Raw genomic sequence first — 17,377 nt, forward strand, 5'->3', positions numbered from 1 at the left:
CAGGAGAGAACCGATGAGTAAATTCCTGGACCGGTTTCGCTACTTCAAACAGAAGGGCGAAACCTTTGCCGATGGGCACGGCCAGCTTCTCGAAACCAACCGGGACTGGGAGGATGGATACCGCCAACGTTGGCAGCACGACAAAGTAGTGCGTTCAACCCACGGGGTAAACTGCACCGGCTCATGCAGCTGGAAAATTTATGTGAAAAACGGTCTGGTGACCTGGGAAACCCAGCAAACCGACTACCCGCGCACCCGTCCCGATATGCCAAACCACGAACCGCGCGGCTGTCCTCGCGGCGCGAGCTACTCCTGGTATCTCTACAGCGCTAACCGCCTTAAATATCCGCTGATGCGTAAACGCCTGATGAAGATGTGGCGTGAAGCGAAAAAACTGCACAGCGATCCGGTTGACGCATGGGCATCTATCATTGAAGACGCCGATAAAGCCAAAAGTTTCAAACAAGCGCGTGGTCGCGGTGGATTTGTTCGCTCCTCCTGGCAGGAAGTGAATGAGCTGATTGCGGCATCCAACGTCTATACCGTGAAAACCTACGGTCCGGATCGCGTGGCAGGCTTCTCGCCCATCCCGGCGATGTCGATGGTCTCTTACGCGTCTGGCGCACGTTACCTCTCTCTGATTGGTGGTACCTGCCTGAGTTTCTACGACTGGTACTGCGATCTGCCGCCCGCCTCTCCGCAGACCTGGGGCGAACAGACCGACGTACCGGAATCGGCGGACTGGTACAACTCCAGCTATATCATCGCCTGGGGTTCTAACGTTCCTCAGACCCGTACCCCGGACGCCCACTTCTTCACCGAAGTTCGTTACAAAGGGACGAAAACCGTTGCGGTAACGCCGGATTACGCCGAAATCGCCAAACTGTGCGATCTGTGGCTGGCACCGAAGCAGGGGACCGATGCGGCAATGGCGCTGGCAATGGGCCACGTGATGCTGCGCGAATTCCATCTCGACAACCCCAGCCAGTACTTCACGGATTACGTCCGTCGCTACACCGATATGCCAATGCTGGTGATGCTGGAACAGCGTGACGGTTATTACGCGGCGGGTCGTATGCTGCGTGCCGCCGATCTGGTGGATTCGCTCGGTCAGGAAAATAACCCGGAATGGAAAACCGTCGCCATCAATAACAATGGCGACATGGTGGCACCGAACGGCTCTATCGGTTTCCGCTGGGGCGAAAAAGGCAAATGGAACCTCGAACAACGCGACGGGACGACGGGCCAGGAAACGGAACTGCAGCTCAGCCTGTTGGGTAGCCAGGACGAGATCGCCGACGTCGGCTTCCCGTACTTTGGCGGCGAGGGTACCGAGCACTTCAATAAAGTGGAACTGGAAAATGTTCTGCTGCACAAACTGCCGGTAAAACGCCTGCAACTGGCGGACGGCACCAGCGCGCTGGTCACCACCGTTTATGACCTGACGATGGCCAACTACGGTCTGGAACGCGGCCTGAACGACGAAAACTGCGCGACCAGCTACGACGATATCAAAGCGTACACCCCGGCGTGGGCAGAACAGATCACCGGCGTACCGCGTGCGCAGATCACCCGTATCGCCCGTGAGTTCGCCGACAACGCAGACAAAACGCACGGCCGCTCGATGATTATCGTCGGTGCCGGTCTGAACCACTGGTATCACCTCGATATGAACTATCGCGGGCTGATTAACATGCTGGTGTTCTGCGGCTGTATCGGCCAGAGCGGCGGTGGTTGGGCGCACTATGTCGGTCAGGAAAAACTGCGTCCGCAGACCGGCTGGCAGCCGCTGGCATTTGCTCTCGACTGGCAGCGTCCGGCGCGTCACATGAACAGTACGTCTTACTTCTATAACCACTCCAGCCAGTGGCGCTATGAGACGGTCACCGCGCAGGAGCTGTTGTCGCCGATGGCGGATAAATCCCGCTACAGCGGTCATCTGATCGACTTTAACGTTCGCGCTGAACGGATGGGCTGGTTACCGTCCGCACCACAGTTAGGTACTAACCCGCTGACTATCGCTGAAGAAGCGAAGAAAGCCGGGATGACGCCGGTGGATTACACCGTTAAATCCCTGAAAGAAGGTTCGATTCGTTTTGCCGCCGAACAGCCGGAAAACGGCAAAAACCATCCGCGTAACCTGTTCATCTGGCGCTCTAACCTGCTCGGGTCTTCCGGTAAGGGCCACGAGTACATGCTCAAATATCTGCTGGGTACCGAGCACGGTATTCAGGGGAAAGATCTCGGTCAGCAGGGGGGGGTAAAACCCGAAGAGGTGGAATGGCAGGATAACGGTCTCGACGGCAAACTGGATTTGGTGGTGACGCTGGACTTCCGTCTGTCGAGCACCTGTCTCTATTCCGACATCGTGCTGCCGACCGCCACCTGGTATGAAAAAGACGACATGAATACCTCGGATATGCATCCGTTTATTCATCCGCTCTCCGCCGCTGTTGACCCGGCCTGGGAGTCAAAAAGCGACTGGGACATCTACAAAGCCATCGCGAAGAAATTCTCGGAAGTGTGCGTAGGCCATTTAGGTAAAGAAACCGACGTCGTGACGCTGCCAATTCAGCACGACTCGGCCGCCGAACTCGCGCAGCCGCTGGACGTGAAGGACTGGAAAAAAGGCGAATGCGACCTGATTCCGGGTAAAACCGCGCCGCACATCATGACCGTTGAACGTGACTATCCGGCCACCTACGAACGTTTCACTTCTATCGGCCCGCTGATGGAGAAAATCGGTAACGGCGGTAAAGGGATTGCCTGGAACACCCAGAGCGAAATGGATCTGTTGCGTAAGCTCAATTACACCAAGGCAGACGGCCCGGCGAAAGGCCAGCCGATGCTCAACACGGCGATTGATGCGGCAGAGATGATCCTGACGCTGGCACCGGAAACCAACGGTCATGTGGCCGTGAAAGCCTGGGCGGCGCTCAGCGAGTTTACCGGTCGCGACCACACGCACCTGGCGACCAATAAAGAAGAGGAAAAAATCCGCTTCCGCGATATTCAGGCCCAGCCGCGTAAGATCATCTCCAGCCCGACGTGGTCTGGTCTGGAAGACGAACACGTCTCTTATAACGCTGGCTACACCAACGTTCATGAGCTGATCCCGTGGCGTACGCTGTCTGGTCGCCAGCAGCTGTATCAGGATCACCAGTGGATGCGCGACTTCGGTGAAAGTTTGCTGGTCTATCGTCCACCAATCGACACCCGTTCGGTGAAAGCCGTGATGGGCGAGAAATCCAACGGCAACCCGGAGAAAGCGCTTAACTTCCTGACGCCGCACCAGAAGTGGGGGATCCACTCCACCTACAGCGACAACCTGCTGATGCTGACGCTCTCGCGTGGTGGTCCGATTGTGTGGATGAGCGAAACCGATGCCAAAGATTTGGGCATTGAAGATAACGACTGGATCGAAGTCTTCAACAGCAATGGCGCATTGACCGCGCGTGCGGTGGTAAGTCAGCGCGTACCGGCCGGGATGACAATGATGTACCACGCGCAGGAACGTATCGTGAACCTGCCGGGTTCAGAAATCACTCAGCAGCGCGGCGGCATCCATAACTCGGTCACCCGTATTACGCCGAAGCCAACCCATATGATAGGCGGCTATGCGCAACTGGCCTACGGCTTTAACTACTACGGCACCGTCGGTTCAAACCGCGATGAATTTGTGGTGGTCCGTAAGATGAAGAACATTAACTGGTTGGATGGCGAAGGCAATGACCAGGTACAGGAGAGCGTAAAATGAAAATTCGTTCACAAGTCGGCATGGTGCTGAATCTCGATAAGTGCATCGGCTGCCACACCTGTTCAGTCACCTGTAAAAACGTCTGGACCAGCCGTGAGGGCATGGAGTACGCCTGGTTCAACAACGTGGAAAGCAAACCCGGCGTCGGCTTCCCTAATGACTGGGAAAACCAGGAAAAATGGAAGGGCGGCTGGATCCGTAAAATCAACGGCAAGCTGCAGCCGCGCATGGGTAACCGTGCGATGTTGCTTGGTAAAATCTTTGCGAACCCGCATCTGCCGGGCATCGATGATTACTACGAGCCGTTTGACTACGACTACCAGAACCTGCATACCGCGCCGGAAAGCAAACACCAGCCGATCGCGCGTCCACGCTCACTGATTACCGGTAAGCGGATGGACAAAATCACCAGCGGGCCAAACTGGGAAGAGATTCTGGGGGGCGAGTTTGAAAAACGCGCCAAAGACCAGAACTTCGAAAATATGCAGAAGGCGATGTACGGTCAGTTCGAAAACACCTTCATGATGTACCTGCCGCGTCTGTGTGAGCACTGCCTTAACCCGGCGTGCGTGGCGACCTGCCCGAGCGGCGCTATTTATAAGCGTGAAGAAGATGGCATTGTGCTGATCGATCAGGACAAATGCCGCGGCTGGCGCATGTGCATCACCGGTTGCCCGTACAAGAAGATCTACTTCAACTGGAAGAGCGGTAAGTCCGAGAAGTGCATTTTCTGCTATCCGCGTATCGAGGCCGGTCAGCCGACCGTGTGCTCGGAAACCTGCGTCGGCCGTATCCGCTACCTCGGCGTACTGCTGTATGACGCCGATGCCATCGAAAGCGCCGCCAGCACCGAGAACGAAAAAGATCTGTATCAGCGTCAACTGGACGTGTTCCTCGATCCGAACGATCCGGCGGTCATTGAACAGGCGCTGAAAGACGGTATTCCGCTGAGCGTGATTGACGCGGCGCAGCAGTCGCCGGTCTACAAAATGGCAATGGACTGGAAGCTGGCGCTGCCGCTGCATCCGGAATACCGCACGCTGCCCATGGTCTGGTACGTGCCGCCTCTGTCACCGATTCAGTCTGCGGCGGATGCCGGTGAACTGGGCAGTAACGGTATTCTGCCGGACGTGGACAGTCTGCGTATTCCAGTTCAGTACCTGGCGAATCTGCTGACCGCAGGTGATACCCAACCGGTGCTGTTGGCGCTGAAACGGATGCTGGCGATGCGTCACTATAAACGTGCGGAAACCGTTGACGGCAAAGTGGACACCCGTGCGCTGGAAGAGGTGGGCTTAAGCGAAGCGCAAGCCCAGGAGATGTACCGTTACCTGGCGATTGCCAACTACGAAGATCGTTTTGTGGTGCCGAGCAGTCATCGTGAGCTGGCGCGTGATGCGTTCCCGGAGAAAAGCGGTTGTGGCTTTACCTTCGGCGACGGTTGCCACGGTTCCGACACCAAACTTAACTTGTTCAACAGCCGCCGCATCGATGCTGTCGATGTGACCCGCAAAACGGAGCCGCACTCATGATTGAACTCGTCATTGTTTCGCGTCTGCTCGAGTACCCGGATGCTGCCCTCTGGCAGCATCAGCAGGAACTTTTCGATGCACTCGCGTCATCTGAAAACCTGGATAAAGAGGATGCCCAGGCCCTGGGCGTCTTCCTGCGAGACATCACCGCACAGGATATGCTGGATGTCCAGGCAAACTACAGCGAGCTGTTCGACCGTGGTCGTGCCACGTCTCTGTTGCTGTTTGAACATGTGCATGGGGAATCTCGCGATCGTGGCCAGGCAATGGTTGATCTGCTGAATCAGTACGAGCAGCACGGCCTGGTACTCGACAGTCGCGAGTTGCCGGACCATCTGCCGCTGTATCTGGAGTATCTGGCACAGCTGCCGAAGCACGACGCGCTGGGCGGGTTGCAGGATATCGCGCCGATTCTGGCACTACTGAGCGCACGCCTGCAACAGCGTGAAAGTCGTTATGCGGTGCTGTTCGATCTGCTGCTGAAACTGGCAAATACGACTATCGACAGCGACAAAGTGGCCGAAAAAATTGCTGATGAAGTTCGCGACGATACGCCGCAGGCGCTGGATGCGGTCTGGGAAGAAGAACAGGTGAAATTCTTTGCCGATAAGGGCTGTGGCGAATCTGAAATCTCCGCTCACCAGCGTCGTTTTGCCGGTGCCGTTGCGCCGCAATATCTGAATATCACCACCGGAGGACAGCACTAATGCACTTCCTTAATATGTTCTTCTTTGACATCTATCCGTACATTGCAGGGTCGGTGTTCCTGGTTGGCAGTTGGTTGCGGTATGACTACGGTCAGTACACCTGGCGTGCAGCGTCCAGCCAGATGCTGGATCGCAAAGGCATGAACATGGCCTCCAACCTGTTCCACTTCGGGATCCTGGGCATTTTTGCCGGTCACTTCCTCGGCATGCTGACGCCGCACTGGATGTATGAAGCCTGGCTGCCCATTGAAGTGAAACAGAAGATGGCGATGATTGGCGGCGGTGCGGCGGGGCTGATGACGCTGGTTGGCGGTGTGCTGCTGCTCAAACGCCGTCTGTTCAGCCCACGCGTGCGGGCGACCACCACCGGTGCCGATATCTTGATTCTCTCCCTGCTGGTGATTCAGTGTGCGTTGGGCCTGTTGACCATCCCGTTCTCCGCTCAACATATGGACGGTAGCGAGATGATGAAACTGGTCGGCTGGGCGCAGTCTGTGGTGACCTTCCACGGCGGGGCGTCAGCGCATCTGGACGGCGTGGCGTTTATTTTCCGCCTGCACCTGGTGCTGGGGATGACGCTGTTCCTGCTGTTCCCGTTCTCACGTCTGGTACACATCTGGAGTGCGCCAGTTGAGTATCTGACGCGTAAATATCAGATTGTTCGCGCGCGTCGCTGATCGGTGAGTGATGTAAGGCTAAACCCTGCTTCGGCGGGGTTTTTTTATGGGGTGGTGCTACCTGAATTGTCGGATGGCGCTACGCTTATCCGACCTACGTGATGGAGATCTTGTAGGCCCGGTAAACGAAGTGCCACCGGGCAAAGGCGATGTTGCCTGCCTGGGTTCGATATGGAAGTGATGGTTGCGGGGGAAGGATTACTCAGCGCTACGCGCTTCGCCCTTCGGGTCGTTGCCTGCGGCAACGCTTTCTCGCTGCGCTCGAATCGAACCTTAGTCGAAGCTTCTCATCCTTCCCCTGTGGGAATATGAAATATTGCGTAAGTATGGATATCTGGACTTTGTCTGAAAGATGGTGGCGGGGGAAGGATTACTCAGCGCTGCGCGCTTCGCCCTTCGGGTCGTTGCCTGCGGCAACGCTTTCTCGCTACGCTCGAATCGAACCTTAGTCGAAGCTTCTCATCCTTCCCCATTGGGAATATGAAATATTGAGTAAGTATGGATGTCTGGATTTTTTCTGGAAGATGGTGGCGGGGGAAGGATTCGAACCTTCGAAGTCGATGACGGCAGATTTACAGTCTGCTCCCTTTGGCCGCTCGGGAACCCCGCCAGGGGTATGATACTTGAGCGTTGAGATGGTGGTGGGGGAAGGATTCGAACCTTCGAAGTCGATGACGGCAGATTTACAGTCTGCTCCCTTTGGCCGCTCGGGAACCCCACCACGGGGTAATGCTGGTTACTGGCCTGCTTCCTTGGGGAAGCGGGGCGCATCATATCAAATGACGCGCCACTGTAAAGCATTCCGTTGATAAAAATAAACCGGTTGCCTGATTTTTACGCGTTAAGCCGTAAAGGTAACCAATTAATTTATCTGTCGATTAAAGAATAATCGTCCGGTTACCGTAAACAAACACGCGCTGAGCCAGCACCTGATACAGTGCGCGGCTTAATACGTTCTTCTCAACGTCGCGGCCAGCGCGCATCATGTCTTCTGCCGTGTAGGTGTGATCCACATGAATCACGTCCTGCATGATGATGGGACCTTCGTCCAGGTTGTCATTCACATAATGCGCGGTTGCACCGATGATTTTGACGCCACGCTCATAGGCCTGGTGATAAGGACGCGCGCCAATAAAGGCAGGCAGGAACGAATGATGAATATTGATGATCTTATTCGGGAAACGTGAAACAAACTCAGGAGTTAAAACGCGCATATACTTCGCCAGCACCACATAGTCAGGTTGATGCGCGTCAATGGCATCCGCCATCTTCTGATCGTGCTCTTCGCGAGTTAATCCCTCATGGCTCACCAGCTCAAACGGGATCTCAAAACGTTCAACCAGTGAGCGTAACGTTTCGTGGTTGCCAATGACGGCGGCGATCTCAACATCCAGCCCACCATAGTTGGCTTTCATTAACAGATCGCCCAGACAATGTGCTTCCTTAGTGACCAGAATAACAACGCGGCGACGTCCGGCCAGATTCAGTTCGCGAACGGAACCTTCCGGCAAGGCGCCGTCCAAATCGGCGAGCAGCGTGGAGTCATTAAAAATGCCTTCCAGTTCGGTGCGCATGAAAAAGCGACCGGTACGGTGATCAACAAACTCATTGTTTTGCACAATGTTTAATTCGTGCTTGTAACAAATGTTGGTGATACGCGCGATAAGGCCCTTCTGATCGGGGCAGATAGTACGCAAAACTTTTCGTTGTAGTGAATGCATTGCCGGGAAAATCCTGTTGAGAGTGTTTGCTGTTTCGTTGCTGTCGGATGTGTTTAACCACAGCACTTTTTGAATTTTTTACCTGACCCGCAAGGGCAGGGATCATTTCGACCAAACTGAGGACGCGTACCATCAATATAATACCATTGGCCGTTTTCTTTTAAGAAACGAGAACGCTCAATGATGGCACCTGTTTTTCCTTGCTCGGAAAAGCGGGCGACAAAGCTGACATAGCCGGTATTGTCCGTTTCAGAGTAACTGTGTTCAAAAACGGTCAGACCCAGCCACTCTGTGTGGGCAAATCCGGCGCTGATATCGTCGCGAAACGCTGCCGCGCCACATGAGGGATGCCAGGTTCTGATTAAATAATCTGCGCCTTTCATCACAAAAGCGCAGTAGCGAGAACGCATGAGTTGTGACGGATCGAGTGCAACTTGCTCGCCAGACACAACAGGGCGGCAACATAGGCTATACTCGACATCGCTGCCGCAGGGACAAAGCTGAGACACAATCATCTCCCTGGAATAAAAAAAACGGCGTACAAACGCCTGGGTAGCACTATGTTAACTGAGCCGTGGCGATGTTGCCACGTCTTGAAGCCATGGGAAGTCTTTCGTGACAATGAGAAAAATTAAAATAGGGTTGGCGCTAGGTTCCGGCGCAGCACGAGGGTGGTCCCATATCGGTGTTATCAAGGCGCTAAAGCACATGGGCATTGATATCGATATTGTGGCGGGATGCTCCATTGGGTCGCTTGTTGGCGCCGCTTATGCCTGTAATAAATTGACCGCGCTTGAGCAGTGGGTTTGCTCATTCGGCTACTGGGATGTGCTACGCCTGATGGATCTCTCCTGGCGCAGAGGCGGACTTTTGCGGGGTGAACGCGTATTCAATCAATACCGCGAGATCATGCCCGCCGACGATTTCGAGCACTGTACTCGCCGTTTTGGCACCGTCGCAACCAATCTCAGCACCGGGCGGGAGTTGTGGTTTACCGAGGGCGATTTGCACCTGGCTGTGCGCGCCTCCTGCAGTATGCCTGGCCTGATGGCCCCGGTGGCCCATAATGGTTACTGGCTGGTCGATGGCGCGGTGGTTAACCCTGTTCCTGTTTCTCTGACCCGCGCGATGGGGGCCGACATTGTTATTGCCGTCGACCTTCAGCACGATGCGCACCTCATGCAGCAAGACCTTCTCTCTTTTAATGTCAGCAATGACGCTGATGACAGCGAGGATACGCTTTCCTGGCATGCACGTTTGAAAGAGCGCCTGAGCAACATGACCTCCCGACGCGTCGAAAGCGCGCCAACGGCTATGGAGATCATGACAACCTCTATTCAGGTGCTGGAAAACAGACTTAAGCGCAACCGAATGGCGGGCGACCCGCCGGATATTCTGATCCAGCCGTTTTGTCCGCAGATCTCCACACTGGACTTCCACCGTGCCAGTGCCGCCATTGCGGCAGGGCAGTTGGCGGTCGAGAAAAAGATGGATGAGCTTTTACCCTTGGTGCGTACAGACGTTTGACACACCTTTTACGAACACTTAAGCAAAATCTGACAGGCACGAGTGGCAATAGCATGCCACTATTGATTAAAGCCAGTCAGGGGAGAGAACATGACGCAGCCATTGGTCGGAAAACAGATTCTTATTGTTGAAGACGAGCCTGTTTTTCGCTCGCTTCTCGATTCCTGGTTTTCCTCATTGGGAGCGACGACAGCGGTAGCCGCAGACGGTCTGGATGCACTTGAGTTACTCAGTACGTTCACCCCCGACCTGATGATTTGCGACATCGCCATGCCGAGAATGAATGGGCTCAAACTGGTTGAGCATATGCGTAACCGTGGCGACCAGACGCCGATTCTGGTTATTTCCGCGACCGAAAATATGGCTGACATTGCTAAAGCGCTACGTCTGGGGGTTGAGGACGTGTTGCTTAAGCCAGTGAAAGATCTTAACCGTCTCAAGCAAGCCGTTTTCGCCTGCCTTTATCCCAATATGTTTAATTCCAGGGTTGAAGAAGAGGAGCGGCTGTTTCGCGACTGGGATGCTCTGGTCGATAATCCACCGGCGGCGGCAAAATTACTGCAGGAACTACAGCCGCCGGTTCAGCAGGTTATTTCTCATTGTCGGGTAAATTATCGCCAACTCGTTGCCGCCGACCAACCTGGTCTGGTGCTCGATATTGCGCCGTTATCTGACAGTGACCTTGCCTTTTATTGTCTTGATGTTACTCGTGCGGGCGATAATGGCGTTTTGGCGGCATTACTGCTGCGGGCGTTATTTAATGGTCTGTTACAAGAACAGCTGGCGCATCAGGATCATCGCTTACCCGAATTAGGTACACTGCTGAAACAAGTTAATCATCTGCTGCGGCAAGCCAATTTACCGGGACAGTTTCCGCTATTAGTCGGTTATTACCATTGTGGGCTTAAAAATCTGACACTGGTTTCTGCAGGGCTGAACGCAACGTTAAATACACCAACGCATCAGATACAGATCAGTAATGGCGTTCCGCTAGGGACGTTAGGTAATACTTATCTAAACCAATTAAGCCAGCGCTGTGAATCCTGGCAGTGTCAAATTTGGGGGGCAGGAGGACGGCTTCGCCTTATGTTGTCTGCGGAATGAGCAAACGAGAAGGCGGGCTGAAATTGACATACCTGCTTTACTCTTCGGGTGCTACTATCAGCGCCAGATTTTTGCGAATTTATCTTAATTATACGAACGCGCGTCCTTTTCGGAGTTGGGGTTTGTTCCACGACTGATATACTCGGATGCGATACAGATTGATGAACACGTTCAATACATGAACAGTCCAGGAGAATTTAAATGGCTGCCCTTAATACGAAAGTCAGAAAAGCCGTTATCCCGGTTGCGGGTTTAGGAACCAGGATGTTGCCGGCGACGAAAGCCATCCCGAAAGAGATGTTGCCGCTGGTTGATAAGCCATTAATTCAGTATGTCGTAAACGAATGTATTGCCGCTGGCATCACTGAAATTGTGCTGGTAACCCACTCTTCCAAAAATTCAATTGAAAACCATTTCGATACCAGTTTTGAGCTGGAAGCGATGCTGGAAAAACGCGTTAAGCGTCAGTTGCTGGAAGAAGTGCAATCTATTTGCCCGCCGCATGTGACCATTATGCAGGTCCGTCAGGGGCTGGCGAAAGGTTTGGGTCATGCCGTATTGTGCGCGCATCCGGTCGTTGGCGATGAACCTGTCGCGGTCATTCTGCCGGACGTGATTCTCGATGAGTTTGAATCTGATTTGTCCCAGGATAACCTGGCTGAAATGATTCGTCGCTATGACGAAACCGGTAGCAGCCAGATCATGGTAGAACCCGTTGCTGACGTTACCGCATACGGCGTGGTCGATTGCAAGGGCGTAGAGTTAGCGCCGGGCGAGAGCGTGCCAATGGTCGGTGTCGTTGAAAAACCGAAAGCGGACGTTGCGCCGTCCAATCTGGCCGTTGTGGGACGTTATGTCCTGAGCGCTGATATTTGGCCACTGCTGGCGAAAACGCCTCCAGGTGCCGGGGATGAAATTCAGCTGACCGACGCGATTGATATGCTGATCGAAAAAGAGACGGTTGAAGCTTACCATTTGAAAGGCAAAAGCCATGACTGCGGTAATAAATTAGGTTACATGCAGGCGTTCGTTGAATATGGCATTCGCCATAATACTCTTGGTGCTGAATTTAAAGCATGGCTTGAAGAAGAAATGGGTATTAAGAAGTAAGCCAGACGGTATAAATCCTGACAAAACGGCGCTGAACACTCAGCGCCGTTTTTTTTCGCCAGTAAGATGACGACGGGTAAAGTACCCCTAAAAAAAATCCCGCCATTGGCGGGATTTTAAGCAAACAGGTGATGAATTATTCCTGAATCAGGAAATCGTCCAGTTGTTTACCTTGTTCTTCCATTGCTTTTTTGATCACTGCCGGTGTACGACCCTGGCCAGTCCAGGTTTTAGTTTCACCGTTCTCGTCAACATAGCTATATTTAGCAGGACGAGCAGCACGCTTAGCTTTGGTGCCAGTTTTAACAGCAGCCATGCTATTCAGCAGTTCGTTCGGGTCAATACCGTCAGCGATCAGCATTTCACGATACTGTTGCAGTTTACGGGTACGCTCTTCAACTTCAGCAGCGGCAGCGCTTTCTTCTTCACGGCGCTCGTTAACAACAACTTCTAATTTCTCCAGCATTTCTTCAAGCGTCTCAAGGGTACATTCTCTTGCCTGCGCACGAAGAGTACGGATGTTGTTCAGAATTTTAAGTGCTTCGCTCATTTTTGTAATCTCAAACTTATATTGGGGTGGTTTGTTGAGCTAATAATAGAGCGATAAATTCAGATGTGCAATAGCCAGTAATGTAAGGAATTCAAAATTGCTCTTTATTTACGACAGTCTTTAAATATCCGAACTTAAATTTTTCTTGAAGGGACGCACAAAAAAGAGCTTATTGGTTGCGATGTTACTCCGGGCAGGGTGCTAAACTTCAGCGATTAGAGTCACATTTTATCGTGTTGGAATAGTATCGCATTGCAGTAATTTCAACCTTTTGTATTAGTTTTGCTTACCGAATTCACCTATTACTTTGGGGTAGATATGAGGAACAGTAACAATAAGTACAGGGTTTAGATAATGAAGCGGATGTTAAGTAAAGTTGATGAATGTCTAAAGCACAAATTGCGAAGATGGCGTACAACCTAAATAATTCGGGGTACAGGAAGTCAGCGATGTGCGTCAAATTCGGCAGAATGAATCTTAACAATCAGAGGTTGGCCCGGATGCGCGGCGTCTTGTTACTCATTCATCCCTGGAGATACTGGCATCGTCAAGTTGAGCAGCGAGAAGGGAACCCGGCTGTGAGGTATTGCTGACAAACAGGCAACCTTAAGTATGGCGGGTATATCATCGGGTGGTGTTTGTTAGCGCTTATATATACTTCAATTTATTCACAAACAACATGTCAGAAACACGGAAAGTCGCTTGAGAACAATATCTGTGCGTGCCTGTAATGAATGTGGGCAGTCATCCGAACAAGACTGTGACGTCAGGCGTGTATACAATTCCTGAAGCCGACAGGCGCGAAAATTATGATAGAATCCCCCGGATTTTTATTTCTCTCAGGTGAGGGCCTGCGGCTAATGGCACAGCTATATTTCTACTATTCGGCAATGAATGCGGGTAAGTCGACTGCATTGCTGCAATCTTCATACAATTATCAGGAACGAGGGATGCGCACCGTCGTGTATACGGCGGAAATTGATGACCGCTATGGTGCCGGAAAAGTCAGCTCACGTATTGGGCTGTCCTCACCCGCTAAGTTGTTTAACCAGAATTCATCATTGTTTGAAGAGATTCGTGCGGATAACGCACAACAGCCAATACACTGCGTACTGGTTGATGAGTGTCAGTTTCTGACCCGCCAGCAGGTCTACGAATTATCAGAGGTCGTTGACCAACTTGATATTCCTGTTCTGTGTTATGGATTACGTACTGATTTTCGTGGTGAGCTGTTCGGCGGTAGCCAATACCTGCTTGCCTGGTCGGACAAACTGGTGGAATTAAAAACCATCTGTTTTTGTGGCCGTAAAGCGAGCATGGTTTTACGCCTTGATCAGGCTGGCAGACCTTATAATGAAGGTGAACAGGTTGTTATCGGCGGCAATGAACGCTACGTTTCCGTGTGTCGTAAGCATTACAAAGAAGCGCTTGAGGTAGGGTCTTTGACGTCTATTCAGGAAAAGCATCGATACGACTAATACAGGCTCCCTGTACGCGATGAAACAAACAGGGTAGGTTGTTGGCTATCACAAACCACTTCTGCCCTGAAACCTCTTCTCTCGTTGTTCCCTGACGTTCCCCTGTAAGATCCCGCGCAATGCTCGTATATGAGGGTATCTGCCTTCATACCCATTGTGCATCGGGCTAACAGTAAAAAACGAAATAAAAAAACGGCCCCAGAGGGACCGTTTAATGTATTTGCTGATATTTACGTGAGTAAATTAAGCAGATTTTTTCGCTTTTTTGTCAGCTTTTGGTGCGGCAGCAACGTCTTTCTTCGCTGCAGTTTCACCTTCGCTGAATTCACGACCGTAGAAGGTATCCATCAGAATCTGTTTCAGTTCAGAGATCAGCGGGTAACGCGGGTTAGCGCCAGTACACTGGTCATCGAACGCATCTTCAGACAGTTTGTCTACGTTTGCCAGGAAGTCAGCTTCCTGTACGCCCGCTTCACGGATGGACTTAGGAATACCCAGTTCCGCTTTCAGGCTTTCCAGCCATGCCAGCAGTTTTTCAATTTTCGCTGCGGTACGGTCGCCTGGAGCACTCAGACCCAGGTGATCGGCGATTTCAGCATAACGACGACGAGCTTGCGGACGGTCGTACTGGCTGAATGCCGTCTGTTTGGTCGGGTTGTCGTTTGCGTTGTAACGAATAACGTTACAGATCAGCAGGGCGTTCGCCAGACCGTGAGGAATGTGGAACTGAGAACCCAGTTTATGCGCCATGGAGTGACATACGCCCAGGAAGGCGTTAGCAAACGCGATACCGGCGATAGTCGCTGCACTGTGTACACGCTCACGTGCTACCGGGTTTTTAGACCCTTCATTGTAGGACGCCGGCAGGTTATCTTTCAGCAGTTTCAGCGCTTGCAGAGCCTGACCGTCAGAGAACTCAGATGCCAGTACAGAAACGTAAGCTTCCAGTGCGTGAGTTACCGCATCCAGACCACCGAAGGCACACAGAGACTTAGGCATCTCCATAACCAGGTTGGCGTCAACAATCGCCATGTCCGGCGTCAGCGCATAGTCAGCCAGCGGATATTTCTGACCAGTAGCGTCGTCGGTTACAACCGCAAACGGGGTAACTTCAGAACCGGTACCGGACGTGGTGGTGACCGCAACCATCTTCGCTTTCACGCCCATTTTCGGGAACTTGTAGATACGTTTACGGATATCCATAAAGCGCAGCGCCAGTTCTTCGAAGTGAGTTTCCGGATGCTCGTACATGACCCACATGATTTTCGCGGCGTCCATCGGGGAACCGCCACCCAGCGCGATGATCACGTCTGGTTTGAAGGAGTTAGCCAGCTCTGCGCCTTTACGAACTACGCTCAGCGTCGGGTCAGCTTCAACTTCAAAGAACACTTCAGTTTCAACGCCAGCGGCTTTCAGAACAGAGGTGATCTGGTCAGCGTAACCGTTGTTGAACAGGAAGCGGTCAGTTACGATCAGCGCGCGTTTGTGACCATCGGTAATCACTTCATCCAGTGCGATTGGCAGTGAGCCACGACGGAAGTAGATAGATTTCGGAAGTTTGTGCCACAACATGTTTTCAGCTCGCTTAGCAACGGTTTTCTTGTTGATCAGGTGCTTCGGACCAACGTTTTCAGAGATGGAGTTACCACCCCAGGAACCACAACCCAGAGTCAGGGAAGGTGCGAGTTTGAAGTTGTACAGGTCACCGATACCACCCTGAGAAGCCGGGGTGTTGATCAGGATACGTGCAGTTTTCATCATCTGACCGAAGTGGTTGACGCGATCCTGCTGGTTGTCCTGGTCGGTGTACAGGCAAGAGGTGTGACCGATACCGCCCATGGCGACCAGCTTCTCTGCCTTAAGCACGGCGTCTTCAAAATCTTTAGCGCGGTACATCGCAAGCGTAGGTGACAGTTTCTCGTGAGCAAACGGCTCGCTTTCGTCAACCACTTTCACTTCGCCGATCAGAATCTTGGTGGTTTCTGGTACGGTGAAGCCAGCCAGTTCAGCGATTTTGTACGCCGGCTGACCAACAATCGCTGCGTTCAGCGCGCCATTTTTCAGGATGATGTCCTGAACGGCTTTCAGCTCTTTGCCCTGCAGCATGTAGCCGCCGTGGCTGGCGAAACGTTCACGAACGGCATCGTATACGGAATCAACAACAACAACAGACTGTTCAGAAGCACAAATTACGCCGTTATCGAAGGTTTTAGACATCAGCACGGAAGCTACCGCACGTTTGATATCCGCCGTTTCGTCAATAACAACTGGCGTGTTGCCTGCGCCTACACCGATAGCCGGTTTACCAGAGCTGTACGCAGCCTTAACCATGCCCGGACCACCGGTAGCAAGGATCAGGTTGATGTCCGGGTGGTGCATCAACGCGTTTGACAGTTCTACGGAAGGTTGATCGATCCAGCCGATCAGATCTTTCGGTGCCCCGGCAGCGATAGCAGCCTGCAGAACGATGTCGGCAGCTTTGTTCGTTGCATCTTTAGCACGCGGGTGCGGAGAGAAGATGATGGCGTTACGGGTCTTCAGGCTGATCAGAGATTTGAAGATCGCGGTAGACGTCGGGTTAGTGGTCGGAACGATACCACAGATGATACCAATCGGTTCAGCAATGGTGATTGTCCCGAAGGTGTGGTCTTCATCCAGCACACCACAGGTCTTTTCATCTTTGTAGGCGTTATAGATGTATTCAGAAGCGAAGTGGTTTTTAATCACTTTATCTTCGATGATACCCATGCCGGATTCGGCAACGGCCATTTTAGCGAGGGGGATTCGAGCATCTGCAGCGGCCAGAGCGGCGGCGCGGAAGATTTTGTCAACCTGTTCTTGAGTGAAACTGGCATATTCACGCTGGGCTTTTTTTACGCGCTCTACGAGTGCGTTAAGTTCAGCGACATTAGTAACAGCCATAAATGCTCTCCTGATAATGTTAAACTTTTTTAGTAAATCATCTGCTCGATACGAGAGTATAGACAGATCGACGAAAGTTTGTATAAAAGTCTGAAAATCAAACGGTTACTTAACGTCCATTTTGCTCTGATTTACTAAAAGAGCTTATGCGTTAGCGTTAACTGATTCTAGCGCATTACTTCCAGGTGGCGGAAGCCAGATTACTCACTTCTGAGTAGTTATTACGTGATCTGGGTCAAATTTATGCAAAGCTGACACCTTTCAGCATGCCCTTTTAGCAGTTCGCATTACC

The 17,377-nt window shown here is 52.4% G+C and carries 12 protein-coding genes, 2 tRNA genes and 2 other RNA genes; 8 read left to right on the forward strand and 8 right to left on the reverse strand.

The window, feature by feature from the left end; all coding sequences use genetic code 11:
* Positions 1-13 precede the first annotated feature (13 nt).
* The 4 genes from JM656_RS09915 to narI are packed head-to-tail and all read left to right on the forward strand — an operon-like array spanning position 14 to position 6,673.
* Complete coding sequence (locus JM656_RS09915) at positions 14-3,757, forward strand: nitrate reductase subunit alpha (RefSeq protein WP_203360997.1); 3,744 nt, start codon at positions 14-16, stop codon at positions 3,755-3,757.
* Complete coding sequence (gene narH / locus JM656_RS09920; protein ID WP_192612424.1) at positions 3,754-5,289, forward strand: nitrate reductase subunit beta; 1,536 nt, start codon at positions 3,754-3,756, stop codon at positions 5,287-5,289. The genes JM656_RS09915 and narH overlap by 4 nt, the downstream gene beginning before the upstream one ends.
* Entirely contained in the window at positions 5,286-5,996 is a 711-nt protein-coding gene (narJ, locus tag JM656_RS09925) for a nitrate reductase molybdenum cofactor assembly chaperone (protein WP_203360998.1), read from the forward strand. Before narH ends, narJ begins: the two co-directional genes overlap by 4 nt.
* The gene (gene narI / locus JM656_RS09930; RefSeq protein ID WP_203360999.1) at positions 5,996-6,673 is read left to right on the forward strand and encodes a respiratory nitrate reductase subunit gamma; all 678 of its coding nucleotides are present in this window, start codon (positions 5,996-5,998) and stop codon (positions 6,671-6,673) included. Before narJ ends, narI begins: the two co-directional genes overlap by 1 nt.
* Positions 6,674-6,854: 181 nt before the next feature.
* On the opposite strand, the gene JM656_RS09935 is transcribed toward narI, so the two are convergent.
* The 6 genes from JM656_RS09935 to JM656_RS09960 all read right to left on the reverse strand — a co-directional run bounded on the left by JM656_RS09935 (position 6,855) and on the right by JM656_RS09960 (position 8,903).
* A non-coding RNA gene (locus JM656_RS09935) (RtT sRNA) lies at positions 6,855-6,985 on the reverse strand.
* A gap of 41 nt (positions 6,986-7,026) precedes the next feature.
* Positions 7,027-7,157, reverse strand: a non-coding RNA gene (locus tag JM656_RS09940) — RtT sRNA.
* 41 nt (positions 7,158-7,198) lie between these two features.
* Positions 7,199-7,283 (reverse strand) — tRNA-Tyr (locus JM656_RS09945).
* Between the two features lie 26 nt (positions 7,284-7,309).
* Positions 7,310-7,394, reverse strand: a tRNA-Tyr gene (locus tag JM656_RS09950).
* Between the two features lie 157 nt (positions 7,395-7,551).
* Positions 7,552-8,394, reverse strand: coding sequence for a formyltetrahydrofolate deformylase (purU, locus tag JM656_RS09955; protein ID WP_203361000.1), 843 nt, complete (start codon positions 8,392-8,394; stop codon positions 7,552-7,554).
* A gap of 53 nt (positions 8,395-8,447) precedes the next feature.
* Entirely contained in the window at positions 8,448-8,903 is a 456-nt protein-coding gene (locus tag JM656_RS09960) for a YchJ family protein (RefSeq protein WP_203361267.1), read from the reverse strand.
* A gap of 112 nt (positions 8,904-9,015) precedes the next feature.
* Between JM656_RS09960 and rssA the strand changes: the two genes are divergently transcribed.
* The 3 genes from rssA to galU all read left to right on the forward strand — a co-directional run bounded on the left by rssA (position 9,016) and on the right by galU (position 12,135).
* Positions 9,016-9,921, forward strand: coding sequence for a patatin-like phospholipase RssA (rssA, locus tag JM656_RS09965; protein WP_203361268.1), 906 nt, complete (start codon positions 9,016-9,018; stop codon positions 9,919-9,921).
* Positions 9,922-10,011: 90 nt separating this feature from the next.
* Positions 10,012-11,025, forward strand: coding sequence for a two-component system response regulator RssB (rssB, locus tag JM656_RS09970; protein WP_203361001.1), 1,014 nt, complete (start codon positions 10,012-10,014; stop codon positions 11,023-11,025).
* A 201-nt stretch (positions 11,026-11,226) separates the two neighbouring features.
* Positions 11,227-12,135, forward strand: a complete 909-nt coding sequence (gene galU, locus JM656_RS09975) for a UTP--glucose-1-phosphate uridylyltransferase GalU (RefSeq protein ID WP_203361002.1) — start codon at positions 11,227-11,229, stop codon at positions 12,133-12,135.
* 136 nt (positions 12,136-12,271) lie between these two features.
* Here the strand turns inward: galU and hns are convergent, their stop codons facing one another.
* Positions 12,272-12,685 (reverse strand): histone-like nucleoid-structuring protein H-NS, encoded by a 414-nt coding sequence (hns, locus tag JM656_RS09980; protein WP_192612418.1) that lies wholly within the window; start codon positions 12,683-12,685, stop codon positions 12,272-12,274.
* Positions 12,686-13,545: 860 nt separating this feature from the next.
* Between hns and tdk the strand changes: the two genes are divergently transcribed.
* The gene (gene tdk, locus JM656_RS09985) at positions 13,546-14,163 is read left to right on the forward strand and encodes a thymidine kinase (RefSeq protein ID WP_203361003.1); all 618 of its coding nucleotides are present in this window, start codon (positions 13,546-13,548) and stop codon (positions 14,161-14,163) included.
* A 243-nt stretch (positions 14,164-14,406) separates the two neighbouring features.
* Here tdk and adhE read toward each other — a convergent pair whose 3' ends face one another.
* Positions 14,407-17,085, reverse strand: coding sequence for a bifunctional acetaldehyde-CoA/alcohol dehydrogenase (gene adhE / locus JM656_RS09990; RefSeq protein WP_203361004.1), 2,679 nt, complete (start codon positions 17,083-17,085; stop codon positions 14,407-14,409).
* Positions 17,086-17,377 lie beyond the last annotated feature (292 nt).

The sequence above is a fragment of the Citrobacter sp. R56 genome, from assembly GCF_016811995.1.
In the GTDB taxonomy this organism is placed as follows: Bacteria; Pseudomonadota; Gammaproteobacteria; order Enterobacterales; family Enterobacteriaceae; genus Citrobacter_D; species Citrobacter_D enshiensis.